This is a genomic window from Pseudonocardia humida (assembly GCF_023898865.1).
Classification (GTDB): Bacteria; Actinomycetota; Actinomycetes; order Mycobacteriales; family Pseudonocardiaceae; genus Pseudonocardia; species Pseudonocardia humida.
The window spans coordinates 68,934-85,734 of record NZ_JAGSOV010000062.1 but is presented as its reverse complement, the minus strand read 5'-3'; the positions used below and the strand labels follow the sequence as shown (position 1 = coordinate 85,734).

Here is a 16,801-nt window from a genome sequence, read left to right as displayed (position 1 = left end):
CCGCCGCGGCCGCGGTCAGCTCTTGGCGGCCTTGTCGCCGTCGGGCTGGACCGCGAACCAGCCGTCCTGGCCGTGCCCGGTGGTGGCGCCGGTCTGCTCGCCGACCTTCGTGTAGACCGGCCAGCCGCCCAGGGTGACCTGCTCGACGCCGTCGGCGCGGGTGATGCGCCCGACGTCGCCCTGCTGCACGCCCTCCAGGACGACCGGCTCCTCGTAGACCATCGGCTTCCAGGTCTGGGTGCAGGCGTCGGCGCAGTTCGAGGTGGGCGGGTCGGCGCTGTCCTTGTCCGAGCGGTAGACGGTGAAGCCGACCGCGTCGATCACCGTCGTGCCCAGCTGGCCGGTGCTGTTGGAGCTGAGGTAGACGCCCTTGGGTGCGCTGAGCACCGGCGCCTGGCCGTTCCCGCCTCCGCTGTACACACCGTCGCCTTCGCTGCTGCACGAGGTGAGCGCGAGGGCCGCGATTGCGGCCACCGCGGCCAGCACGGGGGCGCGTGACATGGAAAACCTCCGGATCCCGGCCGGACGGTCCCGGCCGCAGGGTCGTCACTCGTAGTTCAGTGGTGCTCGACGTTCCGCCCCTGGACACGGCCACCGCCGTGGTGGGGTTCAGCCGGGCGCGACCAACGGCGCCCGTCGGCGACGGACGGTCCGAACCTGAGACGCGTCCCGGCATTTGGAGTAGTCGTTACTGCTTTCGGGGAGTGGCGGACTGCCGCTCGGCGCGTTCGGGGCCGCGCGTGCCGTCTGCTGCCCTCAGCATGACAACCCCCCGGAGGCGGTCTTGCTTAGGGTCCTTCTCCGTGGCCCCCGCTCCCTCCCCGTCCGCGCCGCCGCGCGCCGTCCCCGAAGGCAGCGCAGCGGCCGGTGCGGCGCGCGAGGCCCGGCTGCGGATCGCGCTGTTCGTGCTGGTGCTCGTGCTGGCCGCCGGCGCGGCGTGGGGCGCGGGCCGGCTGCTCAGCCTGCAGCTCGGCGTCGACGCGAGCCAGGTCGACCACCAGGAGCACCACGTGGGCGGCACGCCGTGAGCGCCCCGGCGATCGACCGCGCCACCACCGCGGACACCCCCGCCACCACCGACCTGGCCGTCGGCGGCATGACCTGCGGGGCCTGCGCCAACCGCATCGAGCGCAAGCTCAACAAGCTCGACGGGGTGCGGGCCACGGTCAACTACGCCACCGAGAAGGCCTCCATCACCCACCCGGCGGGGCTGGGCGCGGCCGAGCTGATCGCCGTCGTCGAGGCGGCGGGCTACACCGCGGCGCTGCCGCCGTCCCCCGACGCGGAGCCCGACGACGGCCCCGAGGAGGCGCTGCGCGAGCACCGGTTCCGGATGCTGTTCTGCGCCGCGTTCTCGCTGCCCGTGGTGGCCACGGCGATGGTCCCGGCGCTGCAGTTCCCGTACTGGCAGTGGGTCTCGCTGGCCCTCACCCTGCCGATCGTCGTGTGGGGGGCCGAGCCGTTCCACCGCGCCGCCTGGACGAACCTGCGCCACGGCGCCGCCTCGATGGACACGCTGGTGTCGATCGGCTCGCTGGCCGCGTTCGGCTGGTCGCTCTACGCCCTGCTGCTGGGCGGGGCGGGCGCGCCCGGCTTCACCCACCCCTTCCACTTCTCGCTCGGCTGGTCCGACGGCACCTCCCAGATCTACCTGGAGACCGCGGCCGGCGTCATCACGTTCGTGCTGGCCGGCCGGTACGCCGAGGCCAAGGCGCGGCGGCGGTCCGGGGAGGCGCTGCGCTCGCTGCTGTCCCTCGCGGCCAAGGACGCCACCGTGCTGCGCGACGGGGCCGAGCGGCGCGTGCCGGTCGAGCAGCTCGTCGTCGGCGACCGGTGCGTCGTGCGGGCCGGGGAGAAGATCCCCACCGACGGCACGGTCGTCGACGGCGCGTCCTCCGTCGACACCAGCATGGTCACCGGGGAGCCGGTCCCGGCCGACGTGACCCGCGGCGACGCCGTCGTCGGCGGGTGCGTCAACGTCGGCGAGCGGCTGGTCGTGGCGGCCACCCGGGTCGGCGCCGACACCCAGCTCGCCCAGATGGCCGCGATGGTCGAGCGAGCCCAGACCGGCAAGGCCGAGGTCCAGCGCCTGGCCGACCGCGTCTCCGGCCGGTTCGTGCCCGGCGTGCTCGTGCTGGCCGCCATCGCCGGGGGCTTCTGGGCCGGCGCGGGCGCCGGTCCCACGGTGGCGTTCTCCGCGGCCGTCGCGGTGCTGATCGTCGCCTGCCCGTGCGCGCTCGGCCTGGCCACGCCCACCGCGCTGCTGGTGGGCACCGGGCGCGGCGCCCAGCTCGGCATCCTGATCACCGGGCCCGAGGTGCTGGAGTCCACGCGGGCCGTGGACACGGTCGTGCTCGACAAGACGGGCACCGTGACCACCGGCGAGATGGCGGTCACCGACGTCGTGCCGGCGGCGGGCGAGAAGCTCGAGCGGGTCCTCGGGGTGGCCGCGGCGCTGGAGGCCGAGTCGACGCACCCGGTGGCCAGGGCGATCACCGGGTACGGCCGGGAGCGGCTCACCGCGCTGCCCAAGGTCACCCGCCCCGCCGGCCTGGACGGCCTGGGCGCGCGCGGCGTGCTCGGCAGCAGGCAGGCCGTCATCGGGCGCCCGCAGACCGTCCTCGACAGCGGCGTCAAGCTCCCCGCCGAGCTGCGCGAGGCCCTCGACGACGCCACCGCGAAGGGCCGCACCCCGGCCCTGCTGGCCTGGTCGGGCCGGGCCCGCGCGGTGCTGGTCGTGGCCGACACCCCCCGCCCCACCAGCAAGGACGCGATCGCGCGGCTGCGCGGGCTCGGGCTGGAGCCCGTCCTGCTGACCGGCGACGGCGAGGCCGCCGCCCGCGCCGTCGCCGACGAGGTCGGCATCGACACCGTGATCGCCGACGCCCGACCGGCCGACAAGGTCGACGTCATCGCCCGCCTGCAGGCCGAGGGCCGCACGGTGGCGATGGTCGGCGACGGCGTCAACGACGCCGCCGCGCTCGCCCAGGCCGACCTCGGCCTGGCCATGGGCACCGGCACCGACGTCGCCATCCACGCCTCCGACCTCACCCTGGTCCGCGCCGACCTCACCGCCGCGGTGGACGCCATCCGGCTGTCCCGGCGCACCCTCGCGGTGATCAAGGGCAACCTGTTCTGGGCGTTCGCCTACAACTACGCCGCGCTGCCGATCGCGGCCGCGGGCCTGCTCAACCCCATGCTCGCCGGGGCCGCGATGGCGCTGAGCTCGGTGTTCGTGGTGACCAACAGCCTGCGCCTGCGGCGGTTCGCCGCGAGCTGATGCGGTGGCGGCGCCGGTGAGGTGATCGTCCCGCCGGTTCGGGGTCCGTCTTCGCAGACTCTCCGTACTCCTCGCAGGTGTTGTGGCGTCTGCGCGGAGTACGCCGCCTCTGCGACGAGCCGGTGCCGCGGGCGGGCGGTGCAATCCGGGTGGTCACTGGCGTCGCGCGGGCGGGAGTCGCTCGCGTCTGGGGGTGGGGTGGGCGCTGCGCGCCCGGGGGGCTTGCCCCGGCTCGCGGCGCTGGGCGCCGCCTCGCCGGGGCGCGAGCGCGACTTTCGTTGCGTCCGGTGGAGCGAGCGCGACTCTCGTCCCGCCTGGCGAGCGAGTGGCGCGGTGGGCCGGGGCTCGTTGGGCGGGGGCGCCGTTCGCTCGGCGGTGTCGAGCGAGGAGGGCTCGCTCGGCCGGGTGTGAATCGTGGTGGGGACATTCGCCGTGCTGGGCCGGCTGATGTCCCGGTCCCGTGTTTGACGAACGGCAGCCGATGGGTGAGCGTGGCGCGGTGGTGGAGTTCTCCTACGACGCGCTGCCGGGTCGCGTGGTGTTCGGGCCCGGCGTCGCGCGCACCCGGCTCGCCGACGAGGTCGAGCGGTTGGGGGCGCGGCGGCTGCTGCTGGTGGCCTCGCGACGCTCCGCCGACGTCGTGGCGGCGATGGTCGAGCCGTTCCGCGGGCGGATCGCGGGCACGTTCGACGCGGTCCGCGAGCACGTTCCCGTCGAGACGGCGCAGGCCGCTCGGGAGGCGGCCGCCCGGGCCGACGCCGACGCCGTGCTGTGCATCGGTGGCGGGTCCACCGTGGGGGCGGCCAAGGCCGTCGCGCTGACCACCCGCATCCCCGTGCTGGCCGTCCCCACCACCTACGCGGGTTCCGAGGTCACGCCGATCTGGGGGATGACCGAGAACGGCCGCAAGACGACCGGCGTCGACCCGGCCGTGCTGCCCCGGGTCGTCGTCTACGACCCCGAGCTGACCGCGTCGCTGCCCCGCGAGCTGGCCGTGGCCAGCGGGCTGAACGCGATGGCGCACGGCGTCGAGGCGTTCTGGGCGCCCCGGCGCAACCCCGTGAGCAGCGTGATCGCCGAGGAGGGGATCGCGGCGCTGGCGTCCGGTCTGCGCGCGGACGACCCGGCGGACCTGCTGCGCGGGGCCTGGCTGTGCGGCGCCGCGTTCGCGGTGGCCGGGTCCGGGCTGCACCACAAGCTCTGCCACGTGCTGGGCGGCACCTTCGACCTGCCGCACGCGCGCACCCACGCCGTGGTGCTGCCGCACGTGCTGGCCCTCAACGCGCCGGGCGCGCCCGAGGCCGTCGCCCGCACGGCGCGTGCGCTCGGCACGGCCGACCCGGTGCGCGGGCTGCGCGCACTGGCCGACGAGCTGGGCGTGCCGCGCGGGCTGCGCGAGCTCGGCATGGCCGAGTCCGACATCGACGACGCCGCGCGGCTGACCGAGCCCGCGGTGCCGGCCGACAACCCCGTCCCGGTCGGCGGCGGGGCGCTGCGGCGGCTCGTGCGGGCCGCGTGGGCGGGGGAGGACCAGCGCGGTTGACGCGCGGGCCCTCAGCACGCGGGAACGCCCCGACCCGGGGCAGGGTCGGGGCGTCGGAACGGTGCGGACCCGCTGGGGGCGATCAGCGCACCGGAGCTGCCGTCAGAAGAAGCGGCGGCGCCGGGGCGGCCGGTTGAGCCCGAAGACCTCGTCGCACAGGGAGCAGCGCTTGCCGTCGGGCTCCACCATCGACGCCGCGGTGACGACGTGCCCGCAGACGGCGATGTAGCAGCCGGCGCGGTCGTTGGCCGCCGCGGCGAGCTGGGCGTCGGGGACGTCGTGGGCGAGCCCGTCGGTCAGGCAGGTGATGCGGATCGTCGTCGACGGCGGCCTTATCGGAGCCGGCTGGCGCGCATCGTTGATGGAGGCATCGAACAGCTGCCCACGTGGCGACTGTCGGTGTTCTCTGCTCACGGTTCCCCATTCCGCAGCTCTGCCAGACGGAGTCGCGCCGTTCCGCTGGTCTCGCACACGCTACCTCCTGGCCCAGTCTGCCCACAGAGTGTTGCATCCGCAAGCCCCTCTGCAACAGCATCCGTAAGTACAGGTGTGGTTGCAGATGCACGTGCAGATGTACGCCCCCTGTGTACTGCACTCGCGTCCCACTTCAGGACGCACGCACGACAACGGAGAACGCACGTGGACCTGCAAGTCGACATCCTCCCCGGACACGACCGGATCGGCGGGCTGACCAGCCTCCCCGCTCCCGCCCTCGGCGACGTGGCCTGGCGAAAGAGCACCGCGAGCAACCCCAGCGGCGACTGCGTGGAGCTGGCCGCCCTCGGCGGCGGCGCGGTGGCCCTGCGCAACTCCCGCGAGCCCGACGGCACCGCACTGATCTACACACCGGCCGAGATCGCCGCGTTCCTGGCCGGGGCCAAGGCCGGGGAGTTCGACGACCTGGGCGTCTGAGGCCGCAGCCAAGGCGCTCGGAGGGCCGCGGGGCCGGGTCATCCCGGCCCCGCGGCGCACTTCCGAGGCGCGCCACCGACCGCCTGTGCGGATTCCCGGACGCGGATGGCCCGGACGGGGTCCCGCGGGCCGCACGACGGAGCTATGCTCCTGTCCGCCGGCGCTCCCCGCAGCCGGCCGGTCGCTCCGGGTGGTCGCCCCGGTGACCGGTCGTGAGGACGGACCCGTCGTGAAGGTTGAGCCGTTGACCGAGGAGTACAGCAGTACCGACCCCCGCCCGCCGGTGGTCGCCACCCAGCAGGGCGGCGGTCCGACGGCGGCGCGGATGATGCTGGGCACCCAGCTGCGCCGGCTGCGCGAGATCGCCGGGATCAGCCGGGCGGACGCGGGCGAGGCCATCCGCGCCTCGCACGCCAAGATCAGCCGGTTGGAGCTGGGCCGGGTCGGGGTCAAGGAGCGCGACCTGCGCGACCTGCTCACCCTCTACGGCGTCACCGACCCGCGCGAGCGGGCCGCCCTGCAGGAGATGGTGGCCCCGGCCAACCAGCGAGGCTGGTGGCAGCAGGACAGCGACCTGCTGCCCAGCTGGTTCGAGATGTACCTGCGCTTCGAGCAGGAGGCCCGCTCCATCCGGTGCTTCCAGGTGCAGTTCGTGCCCGGCCTGCTGCAGACCGAGGACTACGCCCGCCGGGTCATCCTGGCCGGGCACGGCGCCGAGTCCGCCCACGAGGTCGACCGGCGCGTCCAGCTGCGGATCAACCGGCAGAAGATGCTCACCGAGCCCGGCGGGCCGCAGTTCTGGGCGGTGATCGACGAAGGCGCGCTGCAGCGGCCGTTCGGCTCGGTCGACGTCATGCGCGGCCAGCTGGAGCACCTGCTGGAGATGGCCGCCCTGCCGAACGTGACGGTGCAGGTGCTCCCGTTCACCGCGGGCAGCCACGCCGCCGCGGGCGGGCCCTTCACCATCCTGCGCTTCGCCGAGCCCGACCTGCCCGACGTCGTCTACCTCGAGCAGCTCAACAGCGCCGTCTACGTCGACAAGCGCGAGGACGTCGAGGACTACCTCGGCGTCATCGAACAGGTCAGCGTCCAGGCCCTCACCCCCGCGCAGACGCGCACCGCGGTGAGCGACCTGCTCGCCTCCCGGTACTGAGGCCCGGCTCAGCCGGGCTTGCGCCCCAGCCCGGCCGCGTACAGCGTGTGGCTCGGGCTGTCGGTCGCGGTGCGCTCGTCGGGACGCCACGCGTTGCCGTAGACCAGGCCCGGCTCGACCAGCTCCAGCCCGTCGAAGAAGCGGCGCAGCTCCTCCCACGTGCGGTACCGGTAGGTGCCCAGCCCCATGTTCTTGATCGCCGCCTCGATCCGCGGGCCCCCGGAGGCGCCGTCGTCGACGAAGTGGCCCACCAGCAGGTACGAGCCCGGGGTCAGGCGATCCACGATCGTGCCGGCCGCCGCCGCGGCGGCCGGGTCCTTCATGTGGTGCAGGATCCCCGACGCCAGCACGGCGAACGGCCGGTCGAAGTCGATGAACCCGCGGGTGAGCGGGTGGTCGAACACGGCGGCCGTGTCGCGCACGTCGGCGGACAGCGCGGCCGTGGTCGCCTCGTCGGTGCCGAGCGTGCGGGCGTGCGTGAGGACCATCGGATCCCGGTCGACGTACAGGACGCGGGCCGTCGGGTCGATCCGGTGCGCCACCTCGTGCGCGCTCCCGGTGGACGGCAACCCCGACCCCAGGTCGATGAACTGCCGGATGCCCACCGAGCCTGCCAGGTGCTCGACCGCGCGGCGCAGCAGATCGCGCGTGTCCTTCGCCAGCTCGCCAGCGCGCGGGAAGCGCTCCAGCACCGCCTCGGCGGCGCGGCGGTCGGAGGCGAAGTGCTCCCGGCCCCCGAGCAGGTAGTCGAACACCCGCGCCATCGAGGGCCGGGTGACGTCCACCGGCGGAGGGTCACCCGCGCCCGACCAGTCGTCGGCCACCGCGTCGTTCCCCTCTCGATCCCCGGCAAGGCATCGATCGTACTGCGGTGCGTGACCGGCCCGGCACTGACCGTCTGTGCTGACTGCTAGTGGGAAGGTCCGCGTGGAGGTATCAACCGGGGGATGGACCCCTCGCGCAGTGCGCGCCGCCGGCTTGGCACGACCGTGCGCACGGCCGAACGGGTGCCTGACGACGGTAGACGCCGTGGGCTTCTCGACGTAGTCGCGTGTACGCCATTCCCGCCGGCCCGACCGAGGTCGAACGGCCACGCTCAACACCGACGTGGCGCGCGCATGGCGCAGGTCGAACCGTGGGGCGATCCCGGTGGAGGGTGACGGGCGGCTCGTGGATTCGATCCGGGTGCTCGCCGGTGAGTCGTGGCCGGTCCTGCCCGGCCGGATCGACCCCGCCGGAGGTGGGTGATCTGGGCGCGCGTCGACATTCGCGGACCGCTCGTCCTCCGTGCCGCGGCCGGCGCACGCCGATGCTCACCGCTGTTCTCGCCGCGGTATGCGAGTGCGGTGTGCTGGAGTCGGTCGACCGCCGTGGCATTCGGGTCGGCCCGGAGCCCCCGTCGGCGCCGGACCCGTGCCGTGCGGCGACGGGAAATCGGCGGCGCCGCTTGCGGAACGATGGTTGACCCGAAGCGGGCGCGCGACCTCCCGAACTGAGTCGGCGATCGCGCCCTGTCTCCTGCTGAGATGCCCGGGAACGCCACCGCCTCACCGCCTCACGCGACTGCACTCGCTCACGAGGTGGCTCCCATGCGTCTGCGGATCTCCGACCCGGTGAGCGCCCGCCGCCCGGAGTTCAGGAAGGCCACCTTCCTGAACCCGGAAGTTCCGGAAGGCCACCTTCAGGTCCTCACGGGACAGGAAGGCCACCTTCCTGAACCTGCGAGTTCACGAAGGTGGCTTTCCTGAACCGAGAGGGGGCGGAGGAGAGCAGAGGGTGCGGATAGGCGTGATCTCGGACGGTGGAGTGGGGCGGGATCCCGCTCGCATCGGAACGTCCGCGCGGTCGGTCGGGGAAGGGGTGGAAGGGCGGAGGCCGATCGGGTCGGATCGAGATGCCGAGCGCTCCTCGCGGTGTGGGGAGTGTGGCCCGGCGGGTGGTTCGGCGGACATCGGCACCGCATGACGACACGACTGCACGCGGGAGCAGAGAATCCGCGTCGCGGGCTGCCGGTGCGGCGGACGGCATCGAGGCGGAACGGATCCGCGTGGTGTCGCCGATGCGTGACCGATGCGTCCGACTGCAAACCTTGGGGGATTGGTTGGTTCGAGCCCGCGAGCATCCGGTCGTGACATCGCGACCGGCGCTGTGCGGTCGCGATCGTTCCTGTGCTCTGCCGGTCGGTCGATCCGTGTGGCTCGCGGTGCGACGACTGGCCGGAGTTGTCGCGGCCGCCCTACGGAGAGTCGAGAACTGGGCGATCCGGAGTGGGCTCGCACCGTGTTCGTCGGACGTGCCGGTCGTCGACGATTCGCGCGCCCGTCTGGCGCCGGACGGGTCGACATCTCCGGTATCGCGGTCGTCGCGCCCCCGCGGCGTCTCGGCCGATGCCTCGGGTCGAGTCAGGTGGTGGCGCCGACGGCGATTCCCGACTTCCCCGCGCTGCGGGCCTCAGCGCCGGGGAGGCGGTACCGGATCGAGCCGGAGGCGTCCGTCGATCTCCCGCATGTCCTGGGTGGTGCGAGTCGACGTATCGGACGGTGGCGCCGGCCGAGGGGTGGCCATGTGGGTGTGGGGCCGGGTCGAGCCACCAGTCGGGACGCGCTCGCGGACACGTGGACGGCACGGAATGGTGCCTGTGGCCGGGCTCGTGTGGTGGTCGGCAGTCCCCTATTTCGACGGCCTGGCTGCCGAGCAGATTCCGCTGCGGCCTTCTGAATGGTGTGCCCGAGCGGTGTGGAGGCGTCGCGGGCGGTGTCGGCGGAGGGGTGGAGGCGTCGCCGGGCCGCTCCCGCCGGCGCCGGTGGAGGGGTTCGGGGCGCAGGCGGGAGGCGTCGCGGGCCCGGCCGGTGGAGGGTTCGGAGCGGCTGCGGGTGGGGTACTCGGCGGGATACGGCGAAGTGGGTCTTGCCCGGATCGGGTGGCCCTTGCTACGTTCCCGGTGAACTCCAGGTGTGCAGTCGGGGTTCACCGGAAGACAGTCGCTGCTGAAGTCGCCGCAACGACCGGTCGCCGGAGCAGGGCCGCTGGACGTGTACACGACCGTCCGGCGCAGGTCGCAGCCCCAGGCGCGACGTGCGCAGGCCCGGTGTTCCTGCACGTCTTCGGAGTGTGCCACCAGCGGGTTTCTCGCCCGCTGGACGAGCCGCGCCATCCCCTCCCCCTTCCGAATCAGGGAGTCCTCCAGCATGAGCCGGCCGGTCGAGACGCACGCGGGGCCCTGTGGTCCCGACGTGCGTTCCGACGTGTCCGTGCAGCTGCGGCTCTCGGTCCGGGACCGGATGTGGGCGGTGCTGCGGTGGATGCTGTGGGTGGCCGGGATCGTCGTGGTGCTCTGGTTCGGGTCGGCCTTCCTGGCCGCCTCGCCGGCCTCCGCGGCTGTCCCGGTGACGGCCGCCGCGCAGGGCCTGGCGAAGGGAGGCAGTGCCAGGCCCGCCGGTGGCAAGAAGGGCTCCGAGGGATCCGGCCAGTCGGGGGCGGATTCGTCGGGGGAGAAGAAGGACAAGCCGGCCAAGAAGGACGCGGACAAGCCGGCGAAGAAGGACGCGGACAAGCCCGCCAAGAAGGACGCGGACAAGCCCGCGAAGAAGGACGCGGACAAGCCCGCCAAGAAGGACGCGGACAAGCCCGCCAAGAAGGACGCGGACAAGCCCGCCAAGAAGGACGCGGACAAGCCCGCCAAGAAGGACGCGGACAAGCCCGCCAAGAAGGACGTCGACAAGCCCGCCAAGAAGGACGCCGACAAGCCCGCGGCCAAGAAGGACGAGAAGGCGAAGCCGAAGTCCGACGACGACGCGGAGTCCGCTCCGGAGAAGGACGCCGATACCGCCGAGGACGGCGAGGACGGCGACGAGGACGTTCGACTGTTGGCCGACACCGGTACGAAGCCCCCGGCGAAGGACACCGCCGCCGCGGCTCCCGAGAAGGCCGACGACAAGAAGGACGGCAAGAAGTCCGGCAAGGACGCCGACGCGAAGCCCGCCGGCAAGAAGGCCGAGAAGGCGGAGAAGAAGACCGGCGCCGAGAAGGCGACGACCGCGAAGGCCGATGACGAGGGTGGCGAACTCGACGAGCTCGTCGCCGATCTGGCCGGCGAGGACGGCGACGGCAAGCGGGTTCGCGCGCAGCTCGCGACTCTCGCCGAGAAGCACGTCGACGATCTGGAGAAGGCCGCCGGTTCCGAGGACGGCGACGAGCAGGACGAGGCGCGGCTGGCGATCGTCAAGCAGGTCCTGACCGACCTGGGCGAGGCCGACGGGAAGTCCGGCGACAAGGCCGCCGAGAAGAAGGCCGGCGACAAGAAGGCGAAGTCGACCGGCAAGGACGCGAAGGACGACGAGGCGGCCGACAAGAAGGCCGCCGACAAGAAGGCCGGCGACAAGGCCGGCGAGAAGAAGGGCAAGGGCGGAAAGCCCGCCGACGTCGACGACGTCACGTGGACCCGGGTGCTCGGCGCCATCGACGACATGGAGCCGGCGAAGGGCGACGCCACCGATGGTGGGGCCACCGCGAAGCTGCTCTCGGCCGATGCCGACGAGGACGCCCCCCGCGGCCCGCCGAAGGGTTCCACCGACGAGGGCGACGACTCCGAGGACGGCGACGAGGAGAACCTCGACTACGAGGACTCCGCGGAGCACACCGAGAAGGTCCTCGAGAACCAGATCAAGGTCGACAGCTCGGCGAAGAAGCTGGCGGAGCAGAAGAAGAAGGCGACCGAGAAGGGCGCGACCAAGAAGGCCAAGGACGCCTACGCCAAGGACAAGGCGGCGCACGACAAGCTCGTCAGGCAGCTGCAGCAGGACAAGGAGCAGCTCTCGTCGGACCAGTCCGAGCTGGTCGACTCGGTCGTCGAGGGGCAGAAGGACCTGGCCGCCCAGGAGAAGGCGCTCGCGGCGGAGAAGAAGAAGGCGACCGAGAAGGGCGCCAGCAAGAAGGTCAAGGACGCGTACGCCAAGAAGACCAAGGCGTACGAGACCAAGCGCGACGAGGTGTACGAGGCCACCGAGCAGCTCGCCGACGCCACCGACAACGCCGCCGATTACTCCGACACCCACGGGGAAGGCGCGTCGGCCGGGTGCGGTTCGAGCGGGGTGTTCGTCGCCTGCGGCGCGGCGAGCGAGAACGCCGACGGCGAGCGCGACTCCGACAAGTGCGTGGCGATCAGCGGGGTGTCGTCCGGCTGCTCGGTCTCGACGTCGTCGGGCGAGAACAAGGGCTCGGCCTCCTGCACGCTGACCGGTGCGCAGCAGGGCTGCAGCAGCTCGACGTCGAGCAAGAAGGTCGACGAGAGGACCGGCAGGACCACGACGACCGCCGCCAGCACCACGTGCGAGGGCGCGGCCATCGAGTGCCAGCAGGGCAGCCGGGCCAAGCCGGACGGCGCTGAGATCGCGTGCGCGACCGTGGCGGGCACGTGCGGCGGCACCGCGAACGGACCGGCCCAGCCCGACGACGCCGACCGGACCGCCGCGACCGCGTCCTGCACCGGCGGGTGCGAGCTCGGCGGCGAGGCCGACCGCCGCGGCGCCCATGCCGAGTGCGACACCGCCGCCGGCACCTGCACGAGCGCGGCCACCGGCAAGGCCGACAACGAGGGCGAGAAGGCAGCGCGGACGGCGGAGTCCGCCCGCGCCGCCGCTGCGGCCGGCGAGCGGGCCCTGGAGGCGGGCACCGGCGACGGCGCCGCCGACGAGCAGCGCGCCCGGGCCGGCGACGGCACGGCCACCTGCACCGGCACCGCGGGCGGTTGCTCCACCCGCGCCGCCGTCGACCTCGGCGACGAGCACGGCCACCGCGACGACGACGGCTGGAAGGCCGAGGAGGTCGAGGCGGCCGCCGCCGTCGAGTGCGACGACTGCACCGGCTCGGCGTCGACGAAGAGCACCGGGAAGTCCGTCCGCACCGACCAGGCGGCCCCCGCCGGTACCCGTGCGGTCGCCGCCACCGCGCCCGGCTCCGCCGTGGAGACCTCCGGCACCACCGGGTCGTCCTGCACCACCGCGGGCGGCGGCTGCCGCACCGGTGCTTCGGTCGCCCTGCACGGCGACGGCACCGACCGGGCCGTCGAGGCCGACGCCGAGGTCGACTGCCCCCGGACGGGCTGCACCGGCCAGGCCGACACCCGCACGGTCGGCAAGGCCGCCGACGTCCCGGCCCCGGCCACCGCGGCCGCCGCGACGGCGAAGGCCGCGCCCGAGGCCGAGGCGAGCGCCGAGACCAGCTGCACCGTCACCGCAGGCGGCTGCGACGCCCGCAGCGGCACCGAGGTCGAGCACTCCGAGCTCGGGGTCGAGGCGCACGGCGCCGGGGCCGTCGAGGTCGGCTGCGAGGGCGACGGCGGGGAATGCACCGGCGCCGGGCAGACCAAGACCTCCGGGTCGGCGTCCGGGCTGCGCGCCGGGGCGGGGCGCACCAGCTCCGGCACCGGGTCCTGCACCCTGGCCGACGGCGGCTCCTGCGAGGCGCACGCCACCACCGACGTCGACAACACCCTCACCGAGGACCGGACCGCGCAGCGGGCCGCGTGGGAGCGCGCCGCGGCGACCGGCGACTACTCCGGCCTCGACCAGCCCGCCGCGCTGACCGACGGCGACGGCGTGGCCACCAGCACCGCCGGTGCCGGCGTCGGCTGCGACGACGACGTCGACTGCACGGGCACCGCGAAGGTCGCCACCACCGGCAAGGTGACCGGTGTCCCGGCCGAGGCGGGCGACGCGGCGCCGGTGCGCGAGACCGCGGCCACCGCCGACTGCACGGCGAGCGCAGGCGGCTGCGACGTCGAGGCCACCTCCGAGGTGTCGGACGAGGTCGCCGAGCGCGCCGACACCGTCCGCGCCATGGCCGGCACGACGGCCGGTCGGGAGCTCGCTGCGAGCAGCGGTGCCACCGCCGCCGCGGACTGCGCGGTCGCGGGCTGCGAGGCCGCCGGCAACGCGGCGACCTCCGGGGCCGCCTCCGGCGACGTCACGGGCATCCGCGACAGCAACGCCTCCGCCACCTGCGCGGTGAACGGCACCGGCGGCACCTGCGGGGCCCAGGCCGGGACCGAGGTGGCCGACCGGGCCCCGGTCGCGGTCGCCGCGGGTGAGCCGCAGCCGGTCTCCGGTCCGGTCAGCACCTCCTCGGCGGACGCCGCGGTGGCCTGCGACGGCACCAGCGGCACCTGCGGGGGCACCGCGAGCGCGAAGACGAGCGCGGGCGACACCGGGGTGACCGCGCAGCGGCGCGCCACCACGGCCACCGTCGAGTGCGCGGTGGACGGCGGCGGCTGCCAGGGGCAGGCGACCTCGGCCGCCTCCTCCGCGCCGGACTACGCGGTGATCGACCCGGCCACCGGCCGTCCGGCGGCGGGCCAGCCCACCGCGGGGCCGAGCAGCGTGGCGAATGCGAGCGCGGCGCTGGACTGCCCGCAGGGCTGCCGGGGCACCGCCACGGCGACCGCGGAGGGCACCGACGGTGCCGTGGTCGCGGGCAAGCCCCGCGCCTCCACGGGCACCGTCACCTGCGCGCTGGACGGCGGCGCCTGCGGGGGCGAGGCGCTGGCCGTTGCCTCGGCCTCGCCGGGCGCGGCGAAGATCCTCGGCGAGCGGCTGGGCACCGGCCCGGTCGACCCGGCGACCCTCGCGCAGGGCGGCCCGGCCGTCGACGGCGCGCGGGCCGCGGCGGCCGGCGCCGGACAGGGCATGGCAGGGGGCACCGGCGAGCCGGCGGCGCCGGGGCAGGCGAAGCCGAAGGTCGAGCCTGGCCCGTCGGCGGCGGCTGTGGTGACCGGCTACGTCGACTGCGCCGACGGCTGCGACGGCACCGTCACGACGGACGCCACCGGCGCCGACGGCGTCTCCGAGCGCGGCTCCTCCGGCGTCGCCGGCTGCGCCATGGGCACCGGCACCTGCCAGGGCACGACCCGCTCGGCCGCGACCTCGGACTCGACGGTCGCCGACCTGCTGCCGGCGCTGGGCCTGGCCACCGACGGGAAGCTGGCCGAGGGCATCGACGGCGGTCCGACCGCGGCGGTGTCGGATGCGCAGGACGGCCCGTCGCCGGTCACCCCGGCCCCGGGGCGCAGCGGGCAGGTCACGGTCGTGGGCGGGGCGAGCGCGGGGTCGGCGGGCGGTCCGTCGAGCCTGTCGGACGCCGACGCGATCGGCGAGTGCGCCGCGGACTGCATGGGCGGGACGTGGACGACGACCACCGGCTCCGACGGCGCCGCTCCCGGCGTGGAGCCGCCGGGCGGGACGGGCGTGCGCGGTCCCCCGTCGACCAGCACGACCACGTTCCGTTCGACCTGCGTCACGGGTGCGGACGGGTGCATCGCCCAGTCGCGGTCCGCCGCGGCGGCCGGTGCCGGGGTGGACTACCTGATGGCCCGCAACGTGGTGGAAGCCGCGGCCGGGATCGGGATCACCGCCCGCAACGCCCAGACGAGCCAGACCAGCCAGACCAGCGAGCAGGACCAGGACAAGGACGAGAAGGACGCGGACCAGGCGGTCGAGCTGCCGAAGGGTCCGTTCCCGATCACGTACTCGCAGTCCACGGGCATCACCGAGTGCCTGGGTGCGGACTGCGCGGCAGGTGCCGAGGCGACCTCGACCACGACCGGTCTGGGCGACGCCGCGGTCAGCACCTCGGTCGCGCGCAGCGTGTGCGCCGACGGCGACACCGGCTGCGTGGCCGGGACGGACGCCACGGCGGCCACCGAGCCGACCACCGGGATGACCGCCGAGGGCGAGAAGGAGCCCGTGGCCGGGGTCACGGGCATGACGTCGGCCGGCGCGACCCTGCAGTGCGCGGGTGGGTGCACCGGCGAGGTCACCGGCGACACCTACTCCGCCGCCTCCCCCGACGGCGGCGCCGCGGCCGCGATCGACGCCGCGAAGGCAGCGACCGCGCCCGGTGCCCCCGAGCCCGGCGCGCCGGCCCTGAACGGTGCGAAGGTCGACCCGACCAGCGTGTCGGTCGCCCACGGCGAGACCGACTGCAACGGGCAGGCCGGCTGCGCGGCGGCGATCCAGACCTCCGGGTCGGCCACGACGACCGGCGACATCGAGACCGGCCGGTTCGCCACCACCACCGCGACCGCCGACGGCGCCTGCACCACCGCCGCGGGCGGGTGCCCGACGGCGACGTCGAGCCACACCATCAGCACCGACGACCCGGCCACCATCGGCGCCACCCTGCACGCCGCCTACAACGACGCCGACGAGGCCGCCGCGGCGGAAGCCGCCGCGAAGACCGCTGCCGCCGAGGCCACTGCCGCCGAGGCCACTGCCGAGGCGGCCGCCGAGAACGCCGCGGAGGCCGCCGCCGCCGAAGCCGCCGCTGCCGCCGAGGCCGCGCGGGTCGCGCAGACCGCCGACGCCGACCCGGCCGCCGTCGAGGCCGCCGAGCTGGCCGCCGAGCAGGCCGCGGCCCGGGCGGCCCAGGTGCAGCAGACCGCCGACCAGGCCCAGCAGGCCGCCCGCCGGGCCCAGCAGACCGCGGACTCGGCCGCAGGCGAGGCCGCGAAGAAGGCCGCCGAGCTGGCCGCGGGCCCGGTCGCCGCCCTGCCCCGCACCAGCCAGGCCCTGGGCTCCTCGACCTGCGCCTCCACCGATGGCTGCCACTCCGGCACCAGCGGGATGACCGCCGACCACAGCGCCCAGGTCGCCGCGCAGTGCGCCGGCGCGGACTGCGCCACCAGCACCCTGGGCGAGGCGGTCTACGACGGCAACACCGCCACCGCCGACACCGCCTGCACCGCCACCGGCGCGGCCGGGCAGTGCGCGGGCAGCACCCAGGTCGGGGCGAGCGAGCTCGCCGCACAGGTCGCCGCGGAGTGCGCCGGCTCGGACGGGTCGGCCTGCCGGCACCGGATCGCCGCCGCGAGCGAGCAGACCAGCCGGACCGCCGGGAACAAGGCGACCGCCGAGGCGAG

9 protein-coding genes (1 of these 9 running past the window's edge) are annotated in these 16,801 nt (G+C 74.8%); 6 read left to right on the top strand and 3 right to left on the bottom strand.

The window, feature by feature from the left end:
• Positions 1-15: 15 nt before the first annotated feature.
• The gene (locus KDL28_RS29385; protein WP_252443817.1) at positions 16-501 is read right to left on the bottom strand and encodes a hypothetical protein; all 486 of its coding nucleotides are present in this window, start codon (positions 499-501) and stop codon (positions 16-18) included.
• Between the two features lie 302 nt (positions 502-803).
• On the opposite strand from KDL28_RS29385, the gene KDL28_RS29380 reads away from it, so the two are divergent.
• The 3 genes from KDL28_RS29380 to KDL28_RS29370 all read left to right on the top strand — a co-directional run bounded on the left by KDL28_RS29380 (position 804) and on the right by KDL28_RS29370 (position 4,823).
• On the top strand, positions 804-1,028 hold the full coding sequence (locus KDL28_RS29380; protein ID WP_252443815.1) for a hypothetical protein: 225 nt from the start codon (positions 804-806) through the stop codon (positions 1,026-1,028).
• Positions 1,025-3,280, top strand: a complete 2,256-nt coding sequence (locus KDL28_RS29375) for a heavy metal translocating P-type ATPase (RefSeq protein WP_372497105.1) — start codon at positions 1,025-1,027, stop codon at positions 3,278-3,280. Before KDL28_RS29380 ends, KDL28_RS29375 begins: the two co-directional genes overlap by 4 nt.
• Positions 3,281-3,761: 481 nt before the next feature.
• Entirely contained in the window at positions 3,762-4,823 is a 1,062-nt protein-coding gene (locus KDL28_RS29370) for a maleylacetate reductase (RefSeq protein ID WP_252443814.1), read from the top strand.
• 102 nt (positions 4,824-4,925) lie between these two features.
• Here the strand turns inward: KDL28_RS29370 and KDL28_RS29365 are convergent, their stop codons facing one another.
• Positions 4,926-5,237 (bottom strand): hypothetical protein, encoded by a 312-nt coding sequence (locus tag KDL28_RS29365; RefSeq protein ID WP_252443812.1) that lies wholly within the window; start codon positions 5,235-5,237, stop codon positions 4,926-4,928.
• Positions 5,238-5,501: 264 nt separating this feature from the next.
• Between KDL28_RS29365 and KDL28_RS29360 the strand changes: the two genes are divergently transcribed.
• Both KDL28_RS29360 and KDL28_RS29355 read left to right on the top strand, forming a co-directional pair.
• On the top strand, positions 5,502-5,735 hold the full coding sequence (locus KDL28_RS29360; protein WP_252443894.1) for a DUF397 domain-containing protein: 234 nt from the start codon (positions 5,502-5,504) through the stop codon (positions 5,733-5,735).
• A 325-nt stretch (positions 5,736-6,060) separates the two neighbouring features.
• Complete coding sequence (locus tag KDL28_RS29355; protein ID WP_252443892.1) at positions 6,061-6,888, top strand: Sco1979 family transcriptional regulator; 828 nt, start codon at positions 6,061-6,063, stop codon at positions 6,886-6,888.
• Positions 6,889-6,896: 8 nt separating this feature from the next.
• Here the strand turns inward: KDL28_RS29355 and KDL28_RS29350 are convergent, their stop codons facing one another.
• Positions 6,897-7,673 (bottom strand): SAM-dependent methyltransferase, encoded by a 777-nt coding sequence (locus KDL28_RS29350; protein WP_252443810.1) that lies wholly within the window; start codon positions 7,671-7,673, stop codon positions 6,897-6,899.
• 2,448 nt (positions 7,674-10,121) lie between these two features.
• Here KDL28_RS29350 and KDL28_RS29345 point away from each other — a divergent pair.
• Positions 10,122-16,801 carry the 5' portion of a preprotein translocase subunit SecA gene (locus KDL28_RS29345; RefSeq protein WP_252443896.1) on the top strand. Its footprint extends 23,398 nt past the window's final position, so only the first 6,680 of its 30,078 coding nucleotides appear in the window; it begins with the start codon at positions 10,122-10,124; its stop codon lies beyond the right edge, outside the window.